This window comes from Pseudomonas sp. AN3A02 (assembly GCF_011765255.1).
Taxonomy (GTDB): Bacteria; Pseudomonadota; Gammaproteobacteria; order Pseudomonadales; family Pseudomonadaceae; genus Aquipseudomonas.
The window spans coordinates 1577929-1599664 of record NZ_JAARNI010000001.1 but is presented as its reverse complement, the minus strand read 5'-3'; the positions used below and the strand labels follow the sequence as shown (position 1 = coordinate 1599664).

15 protein-coding genes are annotated in these 21736 nt (G+C 61.3%); 6 read left to right on the top strand and 9 right to left on the bottom strand.

Going from position 1 to position 21736, the window contains the following annotated elements:
• Positions 1-101 precede the first annotated feature (101 nt).
• The 7 genes from HBJ59_RS07270 to HBJ59_RS07240 form a co-directional block, all read right to left on the bottom strand.
• Positions 102-1634, bottom strand: a complete 1533-nt coding sequence (locus HBJ59_RS07270; RefSeq protein ID WP_010166975.1) for a DHA2 family efflux MFS transporter permease subunit — start codon at positions 1632-1634, stop codon at positions 102-104.
• A 64-nt stretch (positions 1635-1698) separates the two neighbouring features.
• On the bottom strand, positions 1699-2916 hold the full coding sequence (locus HBJ59_RS07265; RefSeq protein WP_076014190.1) for an efflux RND transporter periplasmic adaptor subunit: 1218 nt from the start codon (positions 2914-2916) through the stop codon (positions 1699-1701).
• Positions 2917-2931: 15 nt separating this feature from the next.
• Entirely contained in the window at positions 2932-4395 is a 1464-nt protein-coding gene (locus HBJ59_RS07260) for an efflux transporter outer membrane subunit (protein WP_076014191.1), read from the bottom strand.
• A complete protein-coding gene (locus HBJ59_RS07255; protein WP_063028678.1) occupies positions 4392-4865 on the bottom strand; it encodes a MarR family winged helix-turn-helix transcriptional regulator in 474 nt (157 codons plus the stop codon). Before HBJ59_RS07255 ends, HBJ59_RS07260 begins: the two co-directional genes overlap by 4 nt.
• 145 nt (positions 4866-5010) lie before the next feature.
• The gene (locus HBJ59_RS07250; protein WP_178124246.1) at positions 5011-8682 is read right to left on the bottom strand and encodes a translocation/assembly module TamB domain-containing protein; all 3672 of its coding nucleotides are present in this window, start codon (positions 8680-8682) and stop codon (positions 5011-5013) included.
• On the bottom strand, positions 8682-10409 hold the full coding sequence (locus HBJ59_RS07245; RefSeq protein ID WP_167663110.1) for an autotransporter assembly complex family protein: 1728 nt from the start codon (positions 10407-10409) through the stop codon (positions 8682-8684). Before HBJ59_RS07245 ends, HBJ59_RS07250 begins: the two co-directional genes overlap by 1 nt.
• Positions 10410-10473: 64 nt before the next feature.
• Positions 10474-11124 (bottom strand): N-acetyltransferase, encoded by a 651-nt coding sequence (locus HBJ59_RS07240; protein WP_076014194.1) that lies wholly within the window; start codon positions 11122-11124, stop codon positions 10474-10476.
• Between the two features lie 202 nt (positions 11125-11326).
• Here HBJ59_RS07240 and xthA point away from each other — a divergent pair, with 202 nt between their 5' ends.
• Positions 11327-12139 carry an exodeoxyribonuclease III gene (gene xthA, locus HBJ59_RS07235; RefSeq protein WP_167663109.1) on the top strand — a complete coding sequence of 271 codons (813 nt, stop codon included), beginning with the start codon at positions 11327-11329 and terminating at the stop codon, positions 12137-12139.
• A gap of 97 nt (positions 12140-12236) precedes the next feature.
• Positions 12237-13577 (top strand): substrate-binding domain-containing protein, encoded by a 1341-nt coding sequence (locus HBJ59_RS07230; RefSeq protein WP_167663108.1) that lies wholly within the window; start codon positions 12237-12239, stop codon positions 13575-13577.
• 114 nt (positions 13578-13691) lie between these two features.
• Here HBJ59_RS07230 and HBJ59_RS07225 read toward each other — a convergent pair whose 3' ends face one another.
• On the bottom strand, positions 13692-14921 hold the full coding sequence (locus tag HBJ59_RS07225) for an acyl-CoA dehydrogenase (protein ID WP_076014197.1): 1230 nt from the start codon (positions 14919-14921) through the stop codon (positions 13692-13694).
• A gap of 150 nt (positions 14922-15071) precedes the next feature.
• On the opposite strand from HBJ59_RS07225, the gene HBJ59_RS07220 reads away from it, so the two are divergent.
• The 3 genes from HBJ59_RS07220 (at position 15072) to HBJ59_RS07210 (ending at position 17457) form a co-directional block, all read left to right on the top strand.
• Positions 15072-16001 (top strand): LysR family transcriptional regulator, encoded by a 930-nt coding sequence (locus HBJ59_RS07220; RefSeq protein ID WP_076014198.1) that lies wholly within the window; start codon positions 15072-15074, stop codon positions 15999-16001.
• A 145-nt stretch (positions 16002-16146) separates the two neighbouring features.
• A complete protein-coding gene (locus tag HBJ59_RS07215; RefSeq protein ID WP_003211806.1) occupies positions 16147-16545 on the top strand; it encodes a MerR family DNA-binding transcriptional regulator in 399 nt (132 codons plus the stop codon).
• Between the two features lie 12 nt (positions 16546-16557).
• A complete protein-coding gene (locus tag HBJ59_RS07210; RefSeq protein ID WP_167663107.1) occupies positions 16558-17457 on the top strand; it encodes a hydroxymethylglutaryl-CoA lyase in 900 nt (299 codons plus the stop codon).
• A 1333-nt stretch (positions 17458-18790) separates the two neighbouring features.
• Here HBJ59_RS07210 and HBJ59_RS07205 read toward each other — a convergent pair.
• Positions 18791-20425 (bottom strand): AMP-binding protein, encoded by a 1635-nt coding sequence (locus tag HBJ59_RS07205; protein ID WP_167663106.1) that lies wholly within the window; start codon positions 20423-20425, stop codon positions 18791-18793.
• A 145-nt stretch (positions 20426-20570) separates the two neighbouring features.
• Here HBJ59_RS07205 and HBJ59_RS07200 point away from each other — a divergent pair, with 145 nt between their 5' ends.
• A complete protein-coding gene (locus HBJ59_RS07200; protein ID WP_076014201.1) occupies positions 20571-21734 on the top strand; it encodes an isovaleryl-CoA dehydrogenase in 1164 nt (387 codons plus the stop codon).
• Positions 21735-21736 lie beyond the last annotated feature (2 nt).

Below are 21736 nucleotides of genomic sequence, written 5' to 3'. Positions count from 1 at the left end.
GAACGCATCCTGTGACGCTCTGCGTCACGACCTTCACAAGCGGACGCAGAGCGTCCAAAGCGGCATTCCTACGCGGAGCGTGGGAACGATCATAAGCAACATCAGTGGCCCGAAGCCTCCGGCCCGGCCTTCGCCGCAAACGGCGGTTTCGCCAGCCACACAATCACGATCAACGCCATGAACATCCACCCCAGCAACGTGAAGTAATCCACGGTGGACATCATGTACGCCTGGCTCGTCAGTATCTGATCAAGCTGCGCATACGCCTTGTGCCCTGCCCCACCGAGCGCCTGCAAGGCGTCCCGGGTGGCCGAGTCGTAGGTGGTCATGTTTTCGCTCATGTAGGCATGGTGCTGGTCCGCCCGGCGAATCCAGATCCAGGTGGTCAACGAGGCTGCAAAGCTGCCGCCCAGGGTCCGCAGGAAGGTCGCCAAGCCTGCGCCGTCGGCGATTTGCGCCGGGGGCAGGTCGGACATCAGGATGCTCAAGGTCGGCATGAAGAACAACGCCACGCCGATACCCATGAACAGCTGCACCAGGGCGATGTGCGTGAAGTCGACTTCATTGGTGAAGCCAGCCCGCATGAAGCAACTCAAGCCAATCGCCAGGAACGCCAGGCCAGCCAGCAAGCGCAGGTCGAACTTGTGCGCATACTTGCCCACAAACGGCGACATCAATACCGGCAGAATCCCGATCGGCGCCACCGCCAGGCCCGCCCAGGTGGCGGTGTAGCCCATCTGGGTTTGCAACCATTGCGGCAGGATCAGGTTGATCCCGAAGAAGCCGGCATACCCCAACACCAACACAATCGTGCCAATGCGGAAGTTGCGGTAGGCAAACAGCCGCAGGTTGACCACCGGGTGCTCGTCGGTCATTTCCCAGATCACGAACACCGCCAGGGCAATCGCCGAGATTACCGCGCCAATGATGATGAAGTTCGACTCGAACCAGTCCAGGTCGTTGCCCTTGTCGAGGATGATCTGCAGGGCGCCGACGCCGACGATCAGGCTGAGCAAACCGACGTAGTCCATCGGCTGGTAGCTGGTGACCACCGGGCGTTTCTTCAGCTGCGAACGCACCACCATCACCGCAAAGATGCCGATGGGTACGTTGATAAAGAAGATCCACGGCCAGCTGTAGCTGTCGGTAATCCAGCCGCCGAGGATCGGCCCGGCAATCGGCGCCACCACCGTGACCATCGCCAGCAACGCCAGGGCCATGCCTCGCCTTGCGGGGGGATAGACCGCGATGAGTAGCGTCTGGGTCATCGGGTACAGCGGGCCGGCGACCAGGCCTTGCAGCACCCGGAAGCCGATCAGCTCGGGCATCGAGGTGGAGATGCCGCAGAGAAACGAGGCCAGAACAAACAGGATGGTGGCCCACAGAAACAGCTTCACCTCGCCGAAGCGACGGCTCAACCAGCCGGTCAGCGGCAGCGCGATGGCGTTGCTCACCGCAAACGAGGTGATTACCCAGGTGCCCTGCTCCGAACTCACACCGAGGTTGCCGGAAATCGTCGGCAACGCCACGTTGGCGATGGTGGTGTCGAGCACCTGCATAAAGGTCGCCAGGGACAGGCCGATGGTGGCCATCAGCAAGCTGGGCGGCGTGAAGGAGGCGTTAGCGTTACTCATCGCGAATCCTGTGCAACATGATTGGCGCTACGGCCGCCGGGGCCGTAGCTGATGGATTGGCGAATCAGCGCTGGGCAGCCTTGGGAGCGGCAACGCTGTTGTCATGGATCAGTTGGGTGATCATGGCGTCGGCTTCGGCCAACTGGCGGTCGTACACGTTGGTGGTGAACGAGGCCTTTTGCGGCGCCTGCTGGGCCAATACCGGGCCGCTCTGGTCGTGCAGGTCGACGTTGACCACGGTGGACAGGCCCACGCGCAGCGGGTGCTTGGCCAGCTCATCGGCGTTCACATGGATACGCACCGGTACCCGTTGCACGATCTTGATCCAGTTACCGGTAGCGTTCTGCGCCGGCAGCAAGGCAAACGCACTGCCGGTGCCCGCGCCGAGGCTGTCGACGGTGCCGCTGAATTTCACGTCGCTGCCGTAGATGTCAGATTCGATATCCACCGGCTGGCCGATACGCATATCCCGCAGTTGGGTTTCCTTGAAGTTGGCGTCGATCCACAGTTGATCCAGCGGGATCACGGCCATCAGCGCAGTGCCCGGCTGAACCCGCTGGCCCAGTTGCACGGTACGTTTGGCCACATAGCCGGTCACCGGTGCAATCAGAGTGCTGCGGGCGTTGGTCAGATAGGCCTGGCGCAACTGCGCGGCGGCGGCTTGCACGTCCGGGTGGGACGAAATCACGGTGTCGTCCACCAGCGCGCTGGTGGTCTTGAACTGCTGCTCAACGTTGGCCAGGGCGTTTTGTGCCGAGGTCAGGTCATCACGAGCGTGGGACAGTTCCTCTTGGGAAATCGCCCCGCCGGCCGCCAGGTTTTTCCGACGGGCGAAGTTGTCCTGGGCCTTTTGCACGTTGGCTTTCTGCGCCAGCACCTGGGCTTTCATGCCATCGACGTTGCTGTACAAGCCACGCACCTGGCGCACGGTGCGGGCCAGGTTGGCCTGGGCACTTTGCAGGCCGACGGCGGCGTCGTTGGGGTCGAAGTTGATCAGCACCTGGCCTTCATGAACCAGGTCGCCATCGTCGGCACCGATGCTCACCACGGTGCCGGTCACCAGCGGGGTGATTTCCACCACGTTGCCGTTGACGTAGGCGTCGTCGGTGCTTTCGCTGAAGCGGCCATACAGTTCGTACCAACCCCACACGCCCACGGCGCCGAGGATGACGATCAGCGCCAGGACAAACAGCATGATTTTGCGTTTGCGCGGGTTGCTGGTGGACGGTTGTTCAGGCTTTTTTGTTTCAGGAGCGTTGTTGCTGGTTTCGGCAGTGGCCATGACAAGTACCTTGAATTATTCAGTGCGCGTGGCTGGGGTGGTCGAGGCCACGTTATCGGCGTGAAAACCGCCGCCCAGGGCCTGCATCAATTGAATCGAAAGATCGATTTGCTCGGCATTCAGGGTGGCCAACTGACGTTGGGCCTGGAGTAATTGCTGTTCGATGCTGAGCACGTCCAGGTAATTACCGATACCTGAGCTGTACCGCTGGACGCCGGTGTCGTAGGACTGCTGGGCAATGTCAGCGGCGTGTTGCTGGGCCTGGATCTGCCGGCCGGTCTCGCGCAATTGCACGAGGGTGTTGCCGATATCGCCCAAGGCTTGCACCAGGGTTTTGTTGTACTGGGCAACGGCCAGGTCGTAGTCGGCATCGCGGGCATCGAGGTCGGCACGCAGGCGGCCACCGTCGAAGATCGGCAGCGAGATGGTCGGCGCAATGCTGAAGAAACGGCTGGCCGAACCAAACATCGCATCCCCCAGCAACGACTCGGCCCCGGCGCTCGCGCTCAGGTTGAGGTTGGGGTAGAAACGGGTCTTGCTGGCCGCGATATCTTTGCTCGCCGCTTCAACACGCCAGCGTGCGGCGATCAGGTCCGGACGACGGCCCACCAGCTCGGCAGGCAGCACCGAAGGCACGGCAACGGCGCTGGGCTTGAGCACGTTGGGGCGTACCAGTTCGCCACCACGGTCGGGGCCTTTGCCGAGCAACACGGCGAGGGCGATCTTGGCGCTCTGCAGTTGTTTTTCCGCATCGATCAGTTGCGACTGGGAGCTGGCTTCCAGGCTCTCGGTTTGCTGGTACTGGTACTGGCTGTCGATCCCGGAGTTCAGGCGACGCTGGCCCAAGTCGAGCATTTGCCGGGTGCGCTTGAGGTCATCGTTGGCCAGGTCGCGCACGATATGGGCCTGGCCCAGGTCGCTGTAGGCCTTGGCGACGTTGGCCGCCAGGGTCAGGCGCGCGGCCTGTTGATCGACTTCGGCGGCGCGGGCCTGGCCCAGCGCGGCTTCCCAGGCGGCGCGCTGGCCACCCCACAGGTCGAAGTTGTAATTGAAGCTGGCACCGATGTTGCGCACGGTGGCGTAGGCATCGCCCTCGCCCCGCGGGTCCTGGTCCTTGGCCAGGCGCGAACGGCTGACACCGGCGCTGGCATCCAGGGTCGGCATGCGCGCCGCATTGGCGGCATAAGCCGCAGCTTCGGCCTGGTGGGCGCGGGCGCTGGCCACTTGCATGTCGGGGCTGTTTTGCAGGGCTTCCTGGATCAGGCCATCGAGCTGTGGGTCGCCAAGGCCTTTCCACCAATCGGCGGTGGGCCAGGCGGCGGCGGACAGGGTCACGCCACTGAGAGACTTGCCGGTTTGCAGGTTATTGGCTTCGAGGCGTTTGCCTTCTGTGTTCAAGCCGCTGAAATTGGCACAACCGGCCATAGTCATGGCCACCAGCACAAGGCTGAGGCCGGCACGCAAGGAGCGATTGTTCATGCACCACCTACCCGCTGAATGGTGATGGGGTCACCCGCAGCTATAAGAATTTTCTTCAAGATTTTTTCCAGGGTTTGCAGTTCACCCGGTTCCAGCGCACCTGCCAGTTGGTTCAAGGCCTGGGCGCCGATGTGCGGCAACATGTCCGCCACGCGTTGGCCTTCCGCGGTCAGCACCAACTGCACCTGGCGCCGGTCCTGTTCGGAGCGCTTGCGCGCCAGCAGGTCCTTTTGTTCCAGGCGGTCGAGCATGCGGGTCATGGAGCCGCTGTCCAGGGACAGGTTGCGGCACAGTTCGGCCGGGGTGTCGACGCCGTACTGGGCCATGATGATCAACACCTTGAACTGCGCGGCCGTGATGCCGTGGGGTTCCATATGGGTGTCGATGATCTTGTCTTTGAGCAGCGCAGCCCGGCCCAGCAGCAAGCCGAGGTGGCAGTTGTGAAAGTTTTCGGGGGTGAAGTGCTTCATCGTGACCAGCCTATTAACTGCCTAAGCAGTGAATGTGTGACACGATGTTACTGCCTAGGCAGCGAATGTCAAACGAATAGTTAGGTTGCTTGGTAATTAGCGGATAAAAGGTGGGAGCCGGGCTCCCACCATTAACGTGTACGGATCAGAAATCGCGCTTGTAGAAAATATCCAGGGAGCTGGCGACGCCGCTGGCCACTTCCAGGTACACCTTCTTGCTCAGCAGGTAGCGCAAGGCAATGGTGTTGGCCGGTTCGAAAACCCCGACGCCATAACGCAGGCTGAGCTTCTCGGAGATCTTGCCGCTGGCGACCACGGCGGTGTTGTTGCCACTGCCCTGGGTGTCCAGTTCAAAATCCTGGATGCCCAGGTTCTTGGCAATGTCCGATGTCACTCCGGCACTGCCCATCAACCCCAGCCCCAGCGCTGCCTGGGCCAGCATGTTGTTGTCTTCGCCCGTGGTGCTCAGCGGTCGACCCAGTACCAGGTAAGACAACGCCTGCTCCTGGCTCATCGCCGGTTCCGAGAAGATCTGCGTGGTGGGCTGCTCGGCGCTGCCGCTCAGGCGAATCCCGGCGGTTACGTCATCCGTCTGGCGGATGGCTTCGATGTCGAGGTAGGGCTGGTCAATCGGTCCGGCGAACAGCAGCCGCGCACGGCGCACCGTGAGCCGCTGGCCGTAGGCACGGTAGCGGCCGTCGTTGAGCCACAGTTCGCCACGGGTGTCCATGTTGTCGCCGATGTGTACGTGGCCTTGCAGGTTGGCGGTGAGGCCAAACCCGGCAAAGCTCAGTTTGTCCTTGCCCACCTCGACGTCGATGTCCATCGCCATGGCCATCGGCGGCTTGCCCTCCTCGGTCTGGCTGCCGACGATCACCGTGTCATCCGAGACCTTGACCGTCGATGGCGGCAGTTCGCGCACAGTGATCTCGCCCTTGGGAATCTGCACCTTGCCGGAGATCGCCAGCTTGTCGTTCTTCATGCTGATTTTCAGGTCGGGTGCCACTTCCAGGTCGGCGTACGGCTCCACGGTGACCGGCAGTTGCGTGCCTTGCAGGGCGATGTCCACCGCCAGGGCCTGGCCCCAATCGATCTGGCCCTTGATGGTGCCCTGCCCGGCCTTGCCACTGCGCCAGCCGCCATTGAGCTGCACGCTTTCGCCGGCAATCAATGCCTGGATATTCAGGCCTTCGAAGCTGGTGGGCAGTTCCGGGCCGGAGATTTCGCCGCCGACCAGGTTGACGCTGCCATTGACCTGGGGCGACAGCAGGCTGCCGCCGATTCGCCCGCTACCGTTGAGCTTGCCATTGAGTTTCTCGACCATGGGTACAAAGGGCCGGGCGACGGCGAGGTCGAGGCCGGTCAGGGTGAAATTGCCGGTGACCGGTTTGTTCTTCGGCAGCGGATTGATCTGCGCCTGCAACAGCAACTCGCCGAGCTTGCCGCCACGGAAGTTGAGCTGGGTGTCGATGCGCGTGGGGTTGAGGGTGGTTTCCAGCTTCAGCGTGTCGTACGGAAAGTCCAGCCACTGGTCCTTGTCCTTGACCCGCAGGGTGCCGCCGCTGGCATCCACCGAGACCACGCCTTTAGGGCCGCTGGCCGGCAGGTCAAGCTGCACGTCGGCATTGAGCTTGCCCTGCCAGGCGAAATCCTTGGGCAACCACTGGGCCAGGCTGTCGATGGGGAACTGCTTGAGGTGGTAACGCAGCTTCGGCTCGGGCATCAGGCGCTGGTCTTCGCCGCACAGGCTCGCCGGGCCGGAGACCCAGCAATGGGCTGCAAAGGTCAGTCTGCCGTCGGCCAGGCGCTCGATTTTCGCCGGGGCTTGCAGCTTCCAGTCCTGGCCACCGGCTTGCACATCACCGCTGGCCAGGCGCCCGCGCCAGTTGCCTTTGTCGAGATTGCCGTCCAGGGCCAGGGCCAGCTTGAGTAGCGGGCCGGCCAGGTCGAGCTGGACTTTCTGGCTTTTGATATCGCCCTGGGCGCTGGCGGTCAAGGTGCCGAGCTGGGTTTCACCGGCCTGGATACCACTGCCCTTCAAGTCGATTTTGGCGCGCTGGGCGTTATCAAGGTTCGCGTCCAGGGTCAGGTTTTGCAGGCGGTTGTCCTCAAACGCCAGTTGTTGACCCACCAGGTTCAGCTTGCCTTGGGGCGCCTGCAGAGTGCCCGCGACGTCGAGGCGGCCGTTCATCTGCCCGCGCAGTTGCGGCCAGAGTTGGGCGAGGCGCGTCAGTTTGATGTCGATCTGCCCAGCCAGCCGTTGCTGCAGGCTGCCGCTGCCGTAGACGCGGTTGTCGCCGAGGCGGATGTCGAGGGCGCCGAGGGTCCACTGCTCGCCTGCGCCTTCGGCCTTGGCCTGGAGCACCGCGGGTTGGCCGCGCAAACGGCCCTTGAGGTCGAGGTCTGCACTGAGCTTGAGTTGCTCGTTCTTCATTTCACCCTTGCTGCGCAGCGGGCCGGCCAGAGTACCCGGCAGTTCCGCGACCCAGTACGCCGGGTTGATGGCCGACAGGTCCAGCGCCGTGTCCCAGGCGATGCCATCGGCAAACTGCAGGTTCAGGTGGCCTTCGGCCTTGCCCTGGCCGGCGGCGAGTTTCAACTCGGGGAGGAACACTTGCTTGAGGTCGCCGCTGAACGGGCTGGCCAGGCTGAACTTGCCCGCAGGGCCGTCGAGGTCGGCCTTGAAGTTGCCCAGGTAGTTACCGTCCTTGTAGGAGACTTCGCCATTGAAGGTACGCAAGGCGACTTGGGGTTCGTCGATCACCGGGTACAGGCGATGCCACGGGAAATCCAGCCAGTCGATTTTCGCGTCGGCGCTGAACCCTTGCTGCCAGTCCAGATTGGCACTGAGCTTGAGGTTTTGCTTGTCGCCGGCATTCAGGTCCAGCCCGGCGATCTGCGCGCCCTTGGCGTCGACCTTGCCTTGCAGCAGCAGGTCCACTGGGCCTTTTTCCGCTGGCAGGACGGCTTTGCCGAGCAGCTGGTAACCGTTGCTCAGGTCGCCCTTGGCCGTCAGGTCCAACTGATTGAGTTGCAGGGTATCGGGCAAATCGGCGCTGGGTTTAAAGCCGTCGGCGGTGATGTGCAGTTGCGCCGGCAGGTTTTCCACCAGGGGTTGCAACTCGCCGCTGAGCTTGGCGGGCAGGTAGCCGCTGCTGTCGGCATCGAGCTTGAGGGTCTTGAGCAAATCACCATCGACCTTGAGCGCCAGCGTCCAGGGCGCACCGCCCGGAGCGTAAGGCAGGCTCAGGTTACCGCTGGCGGCCAACGGCCAGTTGCCGGTGGGTTGCAGCAGGCCGGACAGGTCGAGTACCAGGCCGTCCCGTTGCAGGTGCACCGAGTCGATCTGCATCCCGGCGGCGGTCCAGTGCGCCGCCAGTTGCAGGCCCCGGAGTTCTTCGCTGCCATTGAACAGCAGGCTGCCGACACGAATGTCGCCCAACTGAAGGGCGACCGGCAGTTTCAAGTCCGGCAGGGTAATCGGCCCGCTGCTTTCTTCGGTGCTGGGTGGAAATTGCAGGCTCACCTGCTCTACATCCAGTTGGTTGATGCACAAGGTCATGCGCATCAAACAGGCCGGCGACCAGTCGAACTTAGGCGCCTGCAGCTCCACGCGGCTGCTGTCTTGCTGCCACAACAGATGGTCGGCACTCCACTGGCCGCCCAGGCGACCCTGGAAATTCTCCACGGTCAAACCCGGCACCTGGCCCAGCACCCAACGGCTGCCGACTTGGGTACCCAGCACCGTCCACAGTGCAAGCACTATCACCGCGAAGACCGCCAGAATGGCCAGCCCCGCTATTTTCAAACCACGCATCACAGCTCAGGCCCCATGGAAAAGTGCAAACGAATGCCGCCCGGATCTTCAAGGGCATGGGCCAGGTCGAGACGGATCGGGCCAACCGGCGACACCCAGCGCACGCCCACACCCACACCGGTTTTCAGGCTCGGCATTTCCAGGGTGTTGAACGAGTTGCCTTGGTCGATAAAGGTCGCGATCCGCCATTTTTCGGCGATGGAATATTGGTACTCGGCGCTCAGGGCCACCATGTAGCGGCCGCCGATGCGGTCGCCGCGATCGTTTTCCGGCGATAGGGTCTGGTACTCGTAACCCCGTACGCTCTGGTCGCCACCGGCAAAAAAGCGCAACGACGGCGGCACGGACTTGTAGCCGTTGGTGGCGCTGCCGCCAAACTGCGCCCGAGCCAGGAAACGATGGTTATCCCACAGGGTGGTCAGGCCCTTGATCGTCGCCGTGCCGTAAAGCAGGTTGGTGTCGGAGCCCAGGCCTTCCTTGGCGACCTTGGCGTCGAATAGCAGGCGATAGCCGTTGTGCGGGTCGATGCGGTTGTCGCTGCGCAAGTAGGAATAACTGATACCGGGCATCAGCAGCGTACTCAGGCCCGAGTCGTTGCCGAGGCGATATTCTTCACGCTGCCATTTGAGCGAGATCACCCGCGTCCAGCCGCTGGGCAACTTGCTGTGCCACTCGGGGCCGAGGGTCAGCAATTTACTCAGGGTGTCGGTGTTGGCGATTTCTTCATTCTGGTAGCCGCCGGCGAAACGCAGTTTGTCGGTGAGTGGCGGGTCCATGGGAATGTCGTACCACAGCCCGACGTTCTGCCGCGGCGCCGACAGCTCGGCTTCCCAGCCATAACTGTGGCCCTGGGGGTTGACCCAGTGGCGCGTCCAGTTGGCCTTGCCCCGCGGCCCGACGTCGGTCGAGTAACCAAGGCCGAGGCCCATGGTGCGGGGCTTGCGGGTTTCCAGTTGCACGGCCACCGGGATCACGTCATTGGTCGAGGCGGCCGGGGCAGCGTCTACGCGCACGCCCTCGAAAAAGCCGCTGGATTGCAGGTTCTGGTTGAGTTCGGCGATCAGTTCGGAGTCGTAAGGCGCGCCGCTCTTGAACGGCACCATGCGTTGCAGCAGGTCTTCATCAAACGGCGTGTCGCCGGCAAAGCTGACCTTGCCCAAGGTGTAGCGTGGGCCACTGTCATAGATAAGTTCGATATCGGCCACACCCGCCTTGGGGTCGACCGAGAGTTTCTGGCTGGTAAAGCGCCCGCTGAAAAAGCCGAAGCGTGACGCCTGGTTCTGGATGACACGCTTGGCGTCTTCGTAGTTGCCGTGGTTGAGCACGGCGCCGGATTTGAGTTGGTCGCTGGCGGGCACGCGAAAGGCTTTGAGGTCGGCGGCCTGGCCATCGACCCGAATCGTCACATTGCGCAAATGCACCGGTTCGCCGGGATCGATGGTGAGGATCAGGCGCGGGTTCTTGCCGCCCTTCACATCGCTGGCGATCTGCGGTTGGTAGAAACCCAGCGACTGGGCGGCCTTGCGGGCCTGCTCCTCAGCGCCACGGCTGAAGCGCAGCAGGGCTTCTTCGTCACGATCGCCGACCCCGCCGATATAGCCTTCGATATTGGCTTTCAACGCGTCGTTTGAAGGCTTGATGCGCACATCCAATTCGCTTTGCGCCAAGGCGCCGCAGCTCGTGAACAGCAGAATCAAGCCGCTGGTAAATCTTCCTGGAAACTTCATAGGCCGGGATGCTACACGAGCTAGGGAGCGTCTTAGAACCCTGATTTGTCTGAATAATTCTGACCTAAAGGGTTGCAGCCTGTAACACTTGCGGATTTGCGTGAAAGAACACGTGTTCCAGAACCGGTCCTACAGCCACCTCGCCAATCTCTTCATAGCCCTGACGCTTATAAAACTCCAGATAGCGAGAATTCCCCGTGTCCAGCACCACGCCGGATGAATGCGGGTCTTCGGCGCACCAGTTGTGCACCGCTTCCAGCAATTGCTCACCGTAGTGTTTGCCCTGGAATTGCGGGTGAATCCCCAGCAACGGCAGCACATGCACCGAATCCGAGGGCAGGCACGCCAGCACCGCCTGATGGTATTCCAGGTAGCGCCGGGTGCCGCGCACACCGGTGCTCAGCCACATCCGTAACTGCCAGGCCCAGCTTTCGGTGATGCCCAGGCGGCGTGTCGGTGGCGCGATCAGGGCGATGCCGATCAGCCGGTCGTTGACCAACAGGCCAATGGCCGGCAGTTTCTGGAAGAAGTGTTGCTTGACCAGTTCACGCACCGTGGCGCGCACCCGCTGTTCGTAGCCGGGACGTTCAGCTTCGAAGATGTAGGCGAACGTCGGCTCATGGCGATAGGCCTGGTACAACAGCGAACGGGCTTCGCGGGAATAGCCGCTGTCGAGCATGTGGATCTGGGCGATGGCAGTCGAGGTGTCAGGCATAACAGTGAATCTCCCCTGGGCGCTGACTCAAAAGGTTGCGCTCTTGTTATTACGAACGTCTGCGGCACTGTTTCGTTCAGTGTAGCCACCGGGGGCCGCTTCGCAGCCCAACGCAGCCTCGTGCCTCGGCAGCGGCTACAAGGCTGGCCCCCGTCCGACTTGTCGGCTAGCATCGCCCTTTTGCCAGACTGGACCGCCGACCATGAAAATCGTGTCTTTCAATATCAACGGGCTGCGCGCCCGCCCTCATCAGCTGGCGGCACTGATCGAGAAACATCAGCCGGACGTGATCGGTTTGCAGGAAACCAAGGTCCACGACGACCAGTTCCCGCTGGCCGAGGTGCAGGCCCTGGGTTATCACGTTTATTACCACGGGCAGAAAGGCCACTACGGTGTCGCCCTGCTCTCGCGCCAGGAACCGCAGGCGCTGCATAAAGGCTTCGCCAGTGACGAAGAAGACGCCCAGCGCCGCTTTATCTGGGGCACCTTCGCCGATGCCAACGGCAACCCGATTACCATCATGAACGGCTATTTCCCACAGGGCGAAAGTCGCGACCACCCGACCAAATTCCCGGCCAAGCAGCGCTTCTATGAGGACCTGCAAACCTTGCTGGAGTCGCAGTTCAGCAATGACCAGGCCGTGGTCGTGATGGGCGATGTGAACATTTCCCCGGAAGACTGCGACATCGGTATCGGCGCCGACAATGCCAAGCGCTGGCTGAAGACCGGCAAATGCAGCTTCTTGCCGGAAGAGCGCGAATGGATGGCACGCCTGAAGAACTGGGGCCTGGTGGACAGCTTCCGCCACCTCAACCCGGACGTGGCGGATCGCTTCAGTTGGTTCGATTACCGCAGCCGTGGTTTTGAAGACGAGCCAAAACGCGGGCTGCGAATCGACGTGATCCTGGCTTCCCAAGGCTTGTTGCCCCGGGTGAAGGATGCCGGTGTGGATTACGACCTGCGCGGCATGGAAAAACCCTCCGATCATGCGCCGATCTGGCTGGAATTGAGCTGATTCAGCACAGAGGGTCGGGAAACCGGCCCTCGTCACATTTATGCAACCTGCCTGACTTAATCTCGCGGCACTCCCTTTGGTTTGAGAAGGTGCCGGCATGATGCTGCGCGTTCTATCCCTGCTGGCACTGCTCAGCGCATTTCCCCTCGCCGCTTTTTCCACCCCACTGCCCTTCCCCGAACATGGCCCGGCCTTGCGCATCCAGGGTTCCAACACTATCGGCGCGGCGCTTGGCCCGGCACTGGTCAAGGGACTGATGGAGCAACAGGGGTTGCAAGCGGTGCACAGCGAGCCATCTGAGCAGGCCAACGAACAGCACATCATCGGCAAGACTCGCCAGGGCCAGCGGGTGACGGTGGAAGTGGCCGCCCATGGTTCCAGCACCGGCTTTGGCGCACTGAAAAAAGCCAGCGCCGATCTTGCGGCGTCTTCCCGGCCGATCAAGGACAGTGAACTGGTGGACCTGGAATCCCTAGGCGACCTGAAGAGCCCGGATGCTGAACAAGTCATCGCCATTGATGGCCTGGCGATCATCCTCAACCCGCGCAACCCGTTGGGTAGGTTGAACACCGAGCAATTGGCGCAGATTTTCAGCGGCGAGGTTTCGACCTGGGAGCAAATTGGCGGCATCGGCGGCCAGATTCACCTGTACGCGCGGGATGATCAGTCCGGCACCTACGATACCTTCAAGGAGCTGGTGCTCAGCCGTCGCGGCAAAGCACTGGATGCCAGCGCCAAGCGGTTCGAGTCCAGCGAGGCGTTGTCGGATGCCGTCAGCCATGACCCGCAGGGTATCGGTTTTATTGGTTTGCCTTATGTGCGCCAGGCCAAGGCAGTGGCCATTGTCGATGGCGACTCACAGCCCATGCTGCCGTTGAACAGCCTGATTGCCACCGAGGATTACCCGCTGTCACGCCGGTTGTTTTTCTATTTGCCGCCGATTGAGCACAATCCCTGGGCCAAGGCCTTGGTGGACTTTGCGCAAAGCAGCAAGGGCCAGGCGATCGTGGCCGCCAATGGCTTTATCGCGCAGCAGGTGCAAGCCATGACCGTGGAACCGCGGGCGCCGATGCCCGAGGATTACCAGGCGATTGCCCGGCAGGCGCAGCGGCTGACCGTGAATTTCCGGTTTGAGGAAGGCAGCGCCAGCCTCGACAACAAGGCGCGCCAGGACTTGATGCGGCTGGTGGCTTATATAAAGCGCCACGGCAAGCTGGACAAGCAGGTGACGCTGGTGGGGTTTGGGGATGCCAAGAGTGATGCGCAACGGGCGGCGCTGTTGTCGAAATTGCGGGCGATGGCGGTGCGGCGGGAGTTGGTCAAGAGCGGCGTGGTGCTGAGGGACATACGCGGGTTTGGCGCGGAGATGCCGGTGGCGGCGAATACGGCGGATGAGGGAAGGATCAAGAATCGGCGGGTGGAGGTTTGGGTGTATTGAGGACTTAAAGATCTTTATTGCCCGGACTGGCCTCATCGCGGGCAAGCCCGGCTCCCACAGTTGACTGCATTCTCCTGTGGGAGCCGGCTTGCCTGCGATGAAGACACCTCGGTTTTACTGGCCGCTGCGCATCATTTCGCGGGGCACGTACTTGCCGATCTCGAACTTGCCGATCGCCGCGCGGTGCACTTCGTCCGGGCCGTCGGCCAGGCGCAGGGTGCGCTGCATGGCGTACATGTAGGCCAGCGGGAAGTCGTTGGAGACGCCAGCGCCACCGTGGATCTGGATGGCGCGGTCGATCACCTTCAACGCCACGTTCGGCGCCACCACCTTGATCTGAGCGATTTCGCTTTTCGCGACCTTGTTGCCAACGGTGTCCATCATGTAGGCGGCTTTCAATGTCAGCAGGCGCGCCATGTCGATTTCCATCCGCGAGTCGGCGATCTTGTCGATATTGCCACCCAGGCGAGCCAGCGGTTTGCCGAAAGCGGTACGGCTGACGGCGCGTTTGCACATCAACTCCAGCGCGCGCTCGGCCATGCCGACGGAGCGCATGCAGTGGTGGATACGGCCCGGACCAAGGCGTCCTTGCGCGATTTCAAAGCCCCGGCCTTCGCCCAGCAGGACGTTTTCGTACGGCACACGGACGTTTTCGAAGAGTACTTCGGCGTGGCCATGGGGCGCGTCGTCGTAGCCGAACACCGGCAGAGGGCGCACGATTTTCACACCCGGTGCATCTACTGGTACCAGAATCATCGAGTGCTGCTGGTGGCGCGGCGCATCCGGGTTGCTCAGGCCCATAAAGATCAGGATCTTGCAACGCGGGTCGCAGGCGCCGGAGGTCCACCATTTTTTACCGTTGATCACCCACTCGTCGCCGTCACGTACCGCACGGGCCGCCATGTTGGTGGCGTCGGAGGACGCCACGTCCGGCTCGGTCATGGCGAATGCCGAGCGGATCTCGCCGCGCAGCAACGGCTCCAGCCAGCGCTGTTTCTGTTCTTCGTTGGCGTAGCGCACCAGCACTTCCATGTTGCCGGTATCCGGCGCCGAGCAGTTGAACGGCTCCGGCCCCAGCAAGGAGCGGCCCATGATTTCCGCCAGGGGTGCATATTCCAGGTTGGTCAGGCCCGCGCCCAGTTCGGATTCCGGCAGGAACAGGTTCCACAGGCCTTCGGCTTTAGCCTTGGCTTTCAACTCCTCCATGATCGCGGTGGGCTGCCAGCGATCACCTTCGGCAACCTGGCGTTCGAATACAGGCTCGGCCGGGTAAACGTAGGCGTCCATGAATGCGGTGACGCGTTCACGCAGTTCCTGAACCTTGGGCGAATAGGCGAAATCCATGGGCAGCACCTTCTCAATGGAGGTTGTTGAGGTCATGAATCGATGCTAGAACAGCGTTGATAATTTACCTAGCCTATTCTCGGCGTGTATTAACATTCATCACCGATATATGATCGGCGTATGGACACCTAACAATAAGAGCGCAGCGAAATGAATTTGAGCAAGGTCGATCTCAACCTCTTCATCGTCTTTGACGCGATCTACACCGAAGCCAACCTGACCCGCGCCGGGCAGATTGTCGGGATTACCCAGCCGGCGGTGTCGAACGCTCTGGCCCGCCTGCGGGAGACCTTCAACGACCCGCTGTTCGTGCGTACCGCCCAGGGTATGGTGCCTACGCCCATGGCCCAGAACATCATTGGCCCGGTGCGTAATGCGCTGTCGTTGCTGCGGGTGTCCGTGCAGGAAAGCCGGATTTTCAACCCGCAACAGGCCGCCAAGACCTACCGCATCAGCATGACCGACCTCACCGAAGCGGTGATTCTGCCCGCACTGTTCCAGCGCCTGCGCCGCCTGGCGCCGACGGTGGTGATCGAGAGCTTCCTGTCCAAACGCCGGGAAACCACCAAGGAACTGGCCGCCGGTCGCCTGGACTTTGCGGTGGATGCGCCGCTCAACACCGACCCGCAAGTACGCCATGTGAAGCTGATGGAAGACCGCTACGTGTGTGCCATGCGCAAGGGGCATCCGATGGCGGGCAAGGACAAGCTCACCCTGGATGACTACCTGTCGCTGACCCACATTCATATCTCCAGCCGGCGCAACGGCCTGGGCCACGTTGACCTGGCATTGGGCAAGATGGGCCTGCAGCGCAAGATCGCTCTGCGTTCCCAACATTACTTGATGGCCTCGCAAGTGTTGCAGCAGACCGACATGGTGATGACCGTACCGGAGCGGTTTGCCCGGCGCCATGAACTGCACTGGTTCAACCTGCCGGTAAATGATGTGCCCATGGTGGAAACCCATCTGTACTGGCACGAAAGCACCGACCAGGACCCGGCCAACCGCTGGATGCGCGAGCAAATGATCGAGTTATGCCAGCAAGTGACGGCCCATGAGAAGAAGCTGGATAAACTGTAGGAGCGAGCTTGCTCGCGAAAAACCTGAGAGCGCCGCGTAAAAACCAGACAGCCCACGTTATCGTTAACGTTGCAGTGGCAATGCGCTTGACGTTAACGTCAACCAGCCATTAGCTTAACGCTCAAGACACTCCTTGAGCGCCCCCATGAGCACGACCTACAGCATCTCCGACCTCGCCCGCGAGCTCGACATCACCACCCGCGCCATTCGCTTCTATGAAGAACAAGGCCTGCTGTCCCCGGAACGCCGGGGCCAGGAGCGCATTTACTCGCCCCGGGACAAGGTCAGCCTGAAGTTGATCCTGCGGGGCAAGCGCATCGGTTTCTCCCTGGCCGAGTGCCGGGAGCTGATCGAACTCTACGACCCCACCAGCGGTAACCAGAAACAGCTGCACAGCATGCTGGCGAAAATCGCCGAGCGCCGCGAGCAGCTGGAACAACAGTTGCTGGACATCGAACAGATGAAGCTGGAGCTGGACACCGCCGAAGAGCGGTGCACCCAGGCGCTGGAACAGACCATTCAGGGCCAGGTTGGCCATTCATAAAAGGTAGCTGCCATGTCCCTTCCCTCTCATGTGCGCCTGGTGGAAGTCGGTCCGCGCGACGGCCTGCAGAATGAAGCGCAACCCATCAGCGTCGCCGACAAGGTGCAATTGGTGGACGCCCTGAGCGCCGCCGGCCTGGGTTACATCGAAGTCGGCAGCTTTGTGTCGCCCAAGTGGGTGCCGCAGATGGCCGGGTCGGCCGAGGTGTTTGCGCAGATCCAGCGCAAGGCCGGGGTGACCTATGGCGCACTGGCGCCGAACCTGCGGGGTTTTGAAGATGCACTGGCGGCGGGCGTGAAGGAAGTCGCGGTGTTTGCGGCGGCGTCCGAGGCGTTTTCCCAGCGCAATATCAACTGCTCCATCAGCGAAAGCCTGGAGCGCTTCGTGCCGATCATGGACGCGGCCAGGCAGCATGGCGTGAGCGTGCGGGGTTATGTGTCGTGTGTGTTGGGTTGCCCCTATGAAGGTCAGGTCGCACCGGAACACGTCGCGGTAGTCGCTCGCGAGCTGTTTGCCATGGGCTGCTATGAGGTGTCCCTGGGCGATACGATCGGCACGGGCACTGCAGGCGCCACGCGGCGGATGTTCGAGGTGGTCGGCGCGCAGGTGCCACGGGACAAGCTGGCCGGTCACTTCCATGACACCTATGGCCAGGCCATCGCCAATATCTACGCCAGTCTTGAGGAAGGTATCCAAGTGTTCGACAGCTCTATTTCGGGCCTCGGCGGCTGCCCCTATGCCAAGGGTGCCAGCGGTAACGTTGCCACGGAGGATGTGCTGTACCTGCTCAATGGCCTGGGCATCGAGACGGGTATCGACATGGACAAGCTGATTCTGGCGGGTCAGCAGATTTGTACGGTGCTCGGCCGCCCCACGGGTTCGCGTGTGGCGAAGGCTCGTAGCGCCGGTTGAGTAGCGCGCCTGTGACGATGTGTTACCTCGCGGCTACACATCGGGTAACACGGGAACATATCTTGTCGCATTTCCTGAAGGAAATTTCCCACTTAAAAATCAAACCATTGATTTTAAAGGACTTTATAAAGTTGGCACGGCTTCTGCTATCTCTATTGCATAACAAGAATAAAAAGCACCAAACCTAATAAAAATAAGACGTAACGACTCTGACATAACAAAAACAACACGGCAGAGACGCAGCTAACAGATTTTTTTGGAGAAGATGTGCTTTGCAGGGTACGGCAGATGCCGAAACCCGCAACCGGATAGAGAAGAACAAAACTACCTTCAGGTAGCTACCCACTGGTTGGATCGCGTGCGAAGAAGCAGATCAGCGCTCAAAAAAATACGTTTGCTCTTGACCCCGGATGGGGGTCGACAAAAACAGCGGTAAAGGGCCACGGTTGCCAAAAACAACAACAGACCGCCCCTCAATAATAAAAAAAGAGCACGCAACGACAAATTAAAGGGGACCTTCGGGTCCCCTTTGTGCTTTCTCGGGTAGGGTGATTTGTGTGTATATCCGTTGTTTGGGTGATGGCCTCCTATGGTTCCGCTCTTACAGCGGCTCACTTTTGAAAAGCGCAAAAGTAAGCAAAACGCTCTTGCCCCACCACTCGGCACCTCGCCCAGGCTCGGTGTGCCCGCACTCCGGCTTTGGACCGTGGGCCGCCGCGATGGGCCATCCTTGGCCCAGCGCGGCTAACCCGGCGTCCTGCCGGGTTACCCACGCTCCAAAACCTGCGTTCGGCCAGCGTGGTTTAACGGGGCGCCTAAGATCAAGATCAAAAGCAGATCAAGAGCACAGCGGCCTACAGGCCGGCTTGAGTGTGGTGAAGCAACAGCAGGAGCAACAGCGAAATCAAGAGCGGGCACAGTCCAAATGTGGGAGCGGGCTTGCTCGCGAAAGTCGTTAACGATGACGCGGGCATTCTGGATGAACGCGGCGGTCTCAGGTTTTTCGCGAGCAAGCTCGCTCCTACAGAGAAGGAAGCCGGCCGGGAGGCCGCTGTGCTTTTGCTTTTGATCTGACTGCCCCATTCAGCCCGAGGCCGAACGCAGGTATTGAGGAGCGGGTAAACCGGCAGGACGCCGGTTTAGCCGCGACGGGGCAGGGACGCCCCGTCGCGGCGGCCCGCGGAGCAATACCGGAGTGAGGGAACACCGAGCCTAAGCGAGGTGCCGACAGGCGGGGCAGAGCGTTTTGGTTACTTTTGCGCTTTTCAAAAGTGACCCGCTGTAAGAGCGGAACCATAGGAGGCCGTTACCCAAATAACGGATATACACCCAATCACCCCCCCTCCCCCAACTCCTCAATCATAATTTCCCGCATCCGAAACTTCTGAATCTTCCCCGTCACCGTCATCGGAAACTCATCCACAAACTTGAAATGCTTAGGCGTCTTGAAGTGCGCAATCCGACCCTTGCACCACGTCTGCAGCTCCAGCTCATTGGCCACATGCCCCGGATGAAACTTGACCCACGCCACAATCGCCTCACCATAGCGCTCATCCGGAATCCCGATCACCTGCACATCCGCCACCGCCGGGTGGGTGAAGAAAAACTCCTCCAACTCCCGCGGGTACACATTCTCGCCACCGCGAATAATCATGTCCTTGTTACGCCCGGCGATACACACATACCCATGTTCATCCATGGTCGCCAGGTCGCCGGTGTGCATCCAGCCCGCCTCGTCGATAGCCTCACGAGTGCTGTCAGGATTGTTCCAGTAACCCAGCATCACACTGTAGCCACGAGTACACAGCTCACCTATCTGGCCCCGAGCAACCGTGTTACCCGCCTCGTCGATGATCTTGCTTTCCAGCTGTGGCTGGGTACGACCGACGGTGGTCACCCGCCGCTCAAGGTCGTCATCCGGCCCGGTCTGCAACGACACCGGGCTGGTTTCAGTCATGCCATAGGCAATCTGCACCTCACTCAAGTGCATCTCGCTGATGACCCGGCGCATCACTTCGATCGGGCAGGTGGCGCCGGCCATGATCCCGGTGCGCAGGTGTGACAGGTCGAATTCAGCGCGGCGCGGGTGATCGAGCATGGCGATAAACATCGTGGGCACGCCGTAAAGCCCGGTGGCCTGTTCTTCGGCGACGGCGGTCAAGGTCAGCAGCGGGTCGAAACCGTCATTCGGGTAAATCATTGTGGTGCCGTGGGTGATACAGCCCAGGTTGCCCATCACCATGCCGAAGCAGTGGTACAGCGGCACCGGGATCACCAGGCGGTCTTGCGCGGTCAGGCCCAGGCTTTCGCCAACCATGTAGCCGTTATTGAGGATGTTGTGGTGACTGAGGGTGGCGCCCTTGGGGAAGCCGGTGGTGCCGGAGGTGTACTGGATGTTGACGGGTTGATCGAAGTGCAGGCTGGCCTGGCGGGTGTGCAGTTGTTCGGGTGGAATGCCTGCGCCGAGCGCCGCCAATTGCGACCAGGGCGTGAACCCCGGGGGCGGGCTGGGATCCAGGCTGATGATGCCGCGCAGGTCGGGCTTCAATTCCAGCAACATGCCGTGGTAATCGGAGGCCTTGAACGACCCCGCGCACACCAGCCACTGGCAACCGGATTGCTTGAGTACGTACTCCAGTTCACTGCTGCGATACGCCGGGTTGATGTTGACCAGAACCACGCCGAGCTTGGCGCTGGCAATCTGGCTGATGCACCACTCGGCGCAGTTGGGGGCCCAGATGCCCAGGCGGTCGCCGGTTTGCATCCCCATGGCCAGGAACGCACGTGCATGCAAATCAACCGTCTCTGCCAGTTGCCGCCAGGTATAGCGATGCGGTTGATGGCACACGACCAGGGCTTCGCCGTCGGGGTAGCGCGAAACCGTGTGATCGAAGGCTTGGCCGATAGTCATGGCCAGCAGGGCTTTGTCCTGAGAGCCACGGCTGTAGCTCTGATTCGATTGATCCATAACGACCCCTGTTGTCTTTTTTGTAGGTTGACGTAAACGTAAACTACGATTGACAGGCCTGCAACGCAAGTTTACGTTAACGTAAAGGTGATCGCCCTCCCCGGCGCATTGACCACACAAAAACAACGCTAGAAGGTGCCCGTCCATGAGTTACCCCTCCCTGAACTTCGCCCTCGGTGAAACCATCGACATGCTGCGCGACCAAGTGCAGTCCTTCGTGGCCAAGGAGCTGGCGCCGCGGGCTGCGCAGATCGACATCGATAACCTTTTCCCCGCCGACATGTGGCGCAAGTTCGGCGACATGGGCCTGCTGGGCATCACCGTGCCGGAAGAGTACGGCGGTGCCGGCCTGGGCTACCTGGCCCACGTGGTGGCCATGGAAGAGATCAGTCGGGGTTCGGCTTCGGTGGCGTTGTCCTACGGCGCGCACTCCAACCTCTGCGTCAACCAGATCAATCGCAACGGCACCCACGAACAAAAACTCAAGTACCTGCCCAAGCTGATCAGCGGCGAACACGTTGGCGCCCTGGCGATGAGCGAGCCGAACGCCGGTTCCGACGTGGTCTCCATGAAGCTGCGCGCCGATAAACGCGGCAGTGTGTATGTGCTCAACGGCAGCAAGACCTGGATCACCAACGGCCCCGACGCCAACACCTACGTGATCTACGCCAAGACCGACCTCGAAAAGGGCGCCCACGGTATCACTGCATTTATCGTCGAGCGCGACTCGAAAGGCTTCAGCCGCAGCAATAAGTTCGACAAGCTCGGCATGCGCGGCTCCAACACCTGCGAGCTGTTTTTCGATGACGTCGAAGTGCCGGAAGAAAACATCCTCGGCGCATTGAATGGCGGTGTAAAGGTGCTGATGAGCGGCCTCGATTACGAACGCGTGGTGCTCTCCGGGGGCCCGACCGGAATCATGCAGGCCTGCATGGATTTGATCGTGCCCTACATCCACGACCGCAAGCAGTTCGGCCAGAGCATCGGCGAGTTCCAGTTGATCCAGGGCAAGGTCGCCGACATGTATACCCAACTCAACGCCAGCCGCGCCTACCTGTACGCGGTGGCCCAGGCCTGCGAGCGCGGCGAGACCACGCGCAAGGATGCCGCCGGGGTGATCCTGTACAGCGCCGAACGCGCCACCCAGATGGCCCTCGACGCGATCCAGATTCTCGGCGGCAATGGCTATATCAATGAATTCCCGGCGGGCCGTCTGCTGCGTGACGCCAAGCTGTACGAAATCGGTGCCGGCACCAGTGAGATCCGGCGCATGTTGATCGGTCGCGAACTGTTTAACGAAACCCGCTGAAC

Coding starts and splice junctions, on each gene's coding strand:
- HBJ59_RS07215 (WP_003211806.1), top strand. CDS start 16,147: ATGAGCACGACCTACAGCATCTCCGACCTCGCCCGCGAGCTCGACATC.
- HBJ59_RS07205 (WP_167663106.1), bottom strand. CDS start 20,425: ATGGATCAATCGAATCAGAGCTACAGCCGTGGCTCTCAGGACAAAGCC.
- HBJ59_RS07260 (WP_076014191.1), bottom strand. CDS start 4,395: ATGAACAATCGCTCCTTGCGTGCCGGCCTCAGCCTTGTGCTGGTGGCC.
- HBJ59_RS07210 (WP_167663107.1), top strand. CDS start 16,558: ATGTCCCTTCCCTCTCATGTGCGCCTGGTGGAAGTCGGTCCGCGCGAC.
- HBJ59_RS07225 (WP_076014197.1), bottom strand. CDS start 14,921: ATGGATTTCGCCTATTCGCCCAAGGTTCAGGAACTGCGTGAACGCGTC.
- HBJ59_RS07255 (WP_063028678.1), bottom strand. CDS start 4,865: ATGAAGCACTTCACCCCCGAAAACTTTCACAACTGCCACCTCGGCTTG.
- xthA (WP_167663109.1), top strand. CDS start 11,327: ATGAAAATCGTGTCTTTCAATATCAACGGGCTGCGCGCCCGCCCTCAT.
- HBJ59_RS07220 (WP_076014198.1), top strand. CDS start 15,072: ATGAATTTGAGCAAGGTCGATCTCAACCTCTTCATCGTCTTTGACGCG.
- HBJ59_RS07240 (WP_076014194.1), bottom strand. CDS start 11,124: ATGCCTGACACCTCGACTGCCATCGCCCAGATCCACATGCTCGACAGC.
- HBJ59_RS07270 (WP_010166975.1), bottom strand. CDS start 1,634: ATGAGTAACGCTAACGCCTCCTTCACGCCGCCCAGCTTGCTGATGGCC.
- HBJ59_RS07265 (WP_076014190.1), bottom strand. CDS start 2,916: ATGGCCACTGCCGAAACCAGCAACAACGCTCCTGAAACAAAAAAGCCT.
- HBJ59_RS07230 (WP_167663108.1), top strand. CDS start 12,237: ATGATGCTGCGCGTTCTATCCCTGCTGGCACTGCTCAGCGCATTTCCC.
- HBJ59_RS07245 (WP_167663110.1), bottom strand. CDS start 10,409: ATGAAGTTTCCAGGAAGATTTACCAGCGGCTTGATTCTGCTGTTCACG.
- HBJ59_RS07200 (WP_076014201.1), top strand. CDS start 20,571: ATGAGTTACCCCTCCCTGAACTTCGCCCTCGGTGAAACCATCGACATG.
- HBJ59_RS07250 (WP_178124246.1), bottom strand. CDS start 8,682: ATGCGTGGTTTGAAAATAGCGGGGCTGGCCATTCTGGCGGTCTTCGCG.